This window comes from Microbacterium sp. Soil_N32 (assembly GCF_057655505.1).
The window spans coordinates 1-3,950 of record NZ_JBDGME010000001.1 but is presented as its reverse complement, the minus strand read 5'-3'; the positions used below and the strand labels follow the sequence as shown (position 1 = coordinate 3,950).

At 72.8% G+C, this 3,950-nt stretch carries 2 protein-coding genes; both read right to left on the bottom strand.

Annotated features, from left to right (window positions below):
• Positions 1 to 22 precede the first annotated feature (22 nt).
• A complete protein-coding gene (locus AC3A3J_RS00010) occupies positions 23 to 1,654 on the bottom strand; it encodes an ABC transporter substrate-binding protein (protein WP_487670304.1) in 1,632 nt (543 codons plus the stop codon).
• 314 nt (positions 1,655 to 1,968) lie between these two features.
• The gene (locus tag AC3A3J_RS00005) at positions 1,969 to 3,885 is read right to left on the bottom strand and encodes a helix-turn-helix domain-containing protein (protein WP_487670303.1); all 1,917 of its coding nucleotides are present in this window, start codon (positions 3,883 to 3,885) and stop codon (positions 1,969 to 1,971) included.
• Between the last annotated feature and the right edge of the window lie 65 nt (positions 3,886 to 3,950).

The window sequence follows — 3,950 nt, the reverse complement described above, 5'->3', positions numbered from 1 at the left end:
GGGGGCGGGGGCGGGGTGGGGGTCAGTTCTTGTAGGTGTCGAAGAGGTAGGGCTGGGGCCAGGCGTGGTCCCAGGTCACCCCGTGCACGGTCGGCTGCCACGCCACCACTCGCGCCCGCGAGTACAGCGGGATCGACGGCGCCAGCTCCGGCAGCAGCTCCTGCGCCTGACCGTAGAAGTCGGCGCGGGCGACCGGGTCGGCGCTGGCGCGGGCCTGAGCCAGGATGCCGTCGAGCTCGGCATCAGCCAGGAACGACGCGTTCGAGCCGATCGTCGAGCCGTCCGAGACGTTGTCTCCGCCGTACAGACGCCACAGCTGCATGCCCGTCGCCTCCGACTGGAACGACGGCATGATGCCGTACTCGCCGCTGTAGAGGCGCTGCGAGAAGTCGGCCGCCGGCACCGGCTGCAGCACCAGCTCGAACCCGAGCTCCTTCGCATCGATCTGCACCTGTTCCAGCGTGCGCTGTGCGAGCTGGTCGTTGTCGGCGTAGGGCACCGTCGTCGACAGGCGCTCCCCGTCCTTGGTGCGGTAGCCCTCGGCATCCGTCCCGGTCCACCCGGCCTCGTCGAGCAGGGCGCCGGCGGCATCCGCGTCGAACTCGATCGTGTTCTCGAGGTCCTTCTTGAAGTCGGGCGTCGACGACGCCAGGTACTCCTGCACGGGATACGCGCCGAACGTCGCGCTCTCGACGATGGCCTCCCGGTCAATGCCGGTGAGCAGCGCCTGCCGTACGCGCACGTCGTCGAAAGGAGCGGTGCGGGTGTTCAGGTGCAGCGAGAATCCGACACCCGGCAGCAGCACCTCGTCCGACTCGAAGCGTTCGTCGGCCTTCGCCTCTTCGGCGTACTCGGGGGCGATGTAGTCGACGATGTCGGCCTCACCGGTGAGCAGCGCGTTGTAGCGCGTCTGGTCTTCGGGCAGGAACCGGTAGGTGATCTTGTCGAGGTAGGCGGCGCCCTCGTGGGTGCCCTCCGGCCCCCAGTCGTAGTCGTCGTTGCGCACGTAGCTGAGGCTCTGCCCCTTCACCCACTCGTCGAACACGAACGGACCGGTGCCCACAACGGTCGAGGCGAGCGACGCGGGGTCGTCCTGCAGCTGCGTCGGCGAGACGATGCCGAAGTACGGTGCGGCGATGAGCGTGAGGAACGTCGACTCCGGCTGCTCGAGCGTGACGCGCACGGTGTACTCGTCGACCACCTCGGCGGTCGGCCCGAGCTTCGCGACCGAACCGGTGGACTTGTTCGCCGGGTCGGCGACGTAGTCGAAGTTGGCCTTCACGGCCTCGGCGTCGAACGGGGTGCCGTCGTGGAAGGTCACGTCGTCGCGCAGCGTGAACGTGTACACGCGGGCGTCGTCCGACACCTCCCAGTCGGTGGCGAGCCACGTGCCGTAGGTGCCGTCGCCGTTGTCCCACACGAGCGAGTCGACGACCGGGCTGAGCACGTGCGCACCGCCGACCTGGTCGACGAGCGGGTTGAGCTGCGGAGGCTCCGAGCGCACCGCGACGACGAGATCGCCGCCCTCGACCGGTTCGCCGTCGGCGCCGGACTCGGCGGGGGCCGCCGAGGCGCAGGCGGACAGGGTCAGCGCGGTGACGACGGCGGCAGCGAGCGCGGCGGCGAGGCGGCGGGGGTGTCCAACGGATGCCACGGGGGGGTCCTCTCGGTCGGCGGGCTTCCGACGCTATCCACGGGGTTTCTGCGGCGGAAGCCTCCGATACACAGGACGACACCCGGCGTCAGATTGCGTCACACGAGGCGCGGGGGGCCGCCGTTCCGCTAGGGTCGCCGGGCGTGTCGCGGCGGAGCGGCCGGTGTGTCGCGCGGGGCACGCGCGCTTCGCAGGAGATCTCGCGCTCCGCAGGAGCATCCGTCGGGAGACGTCCTTCCGTTCGCGAGATCTCCCGCAGAGCAGGAGCGGCCGGATGCGCAGGAACCCACCCGACCCGCCGACGGTTGCCGGGACTAGCGGAGGAGCGCCCGGCGCAGACGCTCCAGGCGCACGGCGGCGTGGAGACGGAACCGGAACTCGGCGTCGGCGGAGTCGCCGTCGAGCAACATCCAGATGCGGTCCAGTCGTTGCTGCACCGTGTTGGTGTGCACGCGCAACGCGGTCGCGGCCGCCAGGCGGCTCTCGCCGCTGTCGAAATACGCGCCGAGCGTGTCGATCAGGGCGGTGCCGCGGCGGTCGTCCCAGTCGCGCACGGGCCCGAGCACCTCGTCGACGAAGCGGGCCGCGGCCTCCGGTTCGCCCGAGGTGAGCACGTGGTACGGGGCGAAGGCATCGGACCGAACGGTCGCCCCTCGCACGCCGAGCGGGGCGAGGAAGCGCAGGTCACGCCCCGCCCGCTCGACCGATGCCCGCAGCGACGCCGTATCGGTCACGGCCGGTCCGACCACGGCGGTGACCTCGGGGTCGTCCCATCGCTCGGCCAGCGCCCGCCGCACACGCTCGGTCGGCCGCTCGGCGTCGGCGACCGTCCACGCGACGACGAGCCCGTGCTCCCGCGTTGCGACGAGCCCGTCGTCGCCCACGGCATCCGCCGCCGCGACCAGTGCGCCGTCGCGTCCGCGCACGTCGATGACGGCGACCGCGACGAGCGGGGCCGCGCTCTCGGCGACCAGGTCGGATGCCGTCGCCGCGCCGTCGAGCAGCGCCCCGAGCAGCCGTGCCCGCCGGTCGGCACGGATCGCCGAGACAGCCTCGCGCTGGAACGACACCAGGGCGGCGACCTGGGCGGCCCGCTCGAGCGTGGGGCGGGCGACGTCGTCGGACGGCTCCGACTCGGTCGACGCGGGTGCGTCGGCCACCATCCCGCCGAGCACCCGGTCGGGGCCGAGGATCGCCACGACGAGCCATCCCCGGTCGCCGTCGACGACCTCGACCGCGTGGCCGCTCGTGCGACTCTCGCGCAGGGCGTCGGTCAGCAGGCGCCGCCGCGGCAGACCCGCGCGATCGCCGACCCCCGCGCCGAGCGCCCTGCCCTGATCGTCGACCGCTTGCACCCGTCGGCCCAACCGGTCGGACACGGTCGTCACCAGGTCGAGCAGAGTGGCGCCCGAGACGACCGCGGCGGTGAGCTCTTCGTGGATGCCGCTGACGACCTGCGTCGCGGCCAGATGCCTCTCGAGCGCGGCGTAGGCCTGCTCGGCCCGCGATCGGGCGGCGGCGCTCTCGGCGAGCACCCGCGCGCTGTGGAGCACGGCCGCGGCGTGGTCGGCGAACGCCGAGAGCAGCAGCACCTGGTCGGGGGTGAAGTCGTGCGCGAAGCGGTTGCACGCGAACAGCGCGCCGAGCACCTCGTCGCCGACAGCGAGGGGGACGCCGAGGAACGACACGAGCCCCTCCCGCGCCACGGCGCCGTCGATGGCGGGGTCGTGCGGAGCGTCCGCCATGCGCTCGTACTGCCGCACCCAGACCGGTTCGCGGGAGGCTGCGACGAGGCTCGCGAGCCCGAAGCCGGCGGGCACGACGAGGTCGCGGAACTCGGGTGTCACGGTGCCCGCCGAGTACCGCACGCGCAGGTCGCCGCGCGGGTTGTCGACCTCGGACAGGTAGGTGACGTCGGTGCCCATGAGCTCGTGCGCCCGCTCGACGAGACGGCGCAGCACGTCGGTCACGTCCTGCAGCCGCACCAGTTCGCGCGCGGTCGAGAAGAGCGCCTCGAGTTCGACTGTGCGCCGGCGCAGGCGTGCGGTCTGCTGCTGCGACTCGCGCACGGCGGCGAGGACGTCGTCGACCTCGGCTGCCGCGACATCGGCCGCCGCGAGCAGCTCGGCGAGCGCGGGCATCCGCTCTCCCGGCTCGGCCCGCACCGCCTGGACGACCTCGCGCACGAGCGCCGCCGGGCTCTCCGTCCGTGCCTTCCGCTCCTGATCCATGCCCGTCCCCGCTGTCTCTCCCACGCCTCTTCCCGTCTCGTTCCCCCGCGCTGTCCCCGCCCCGG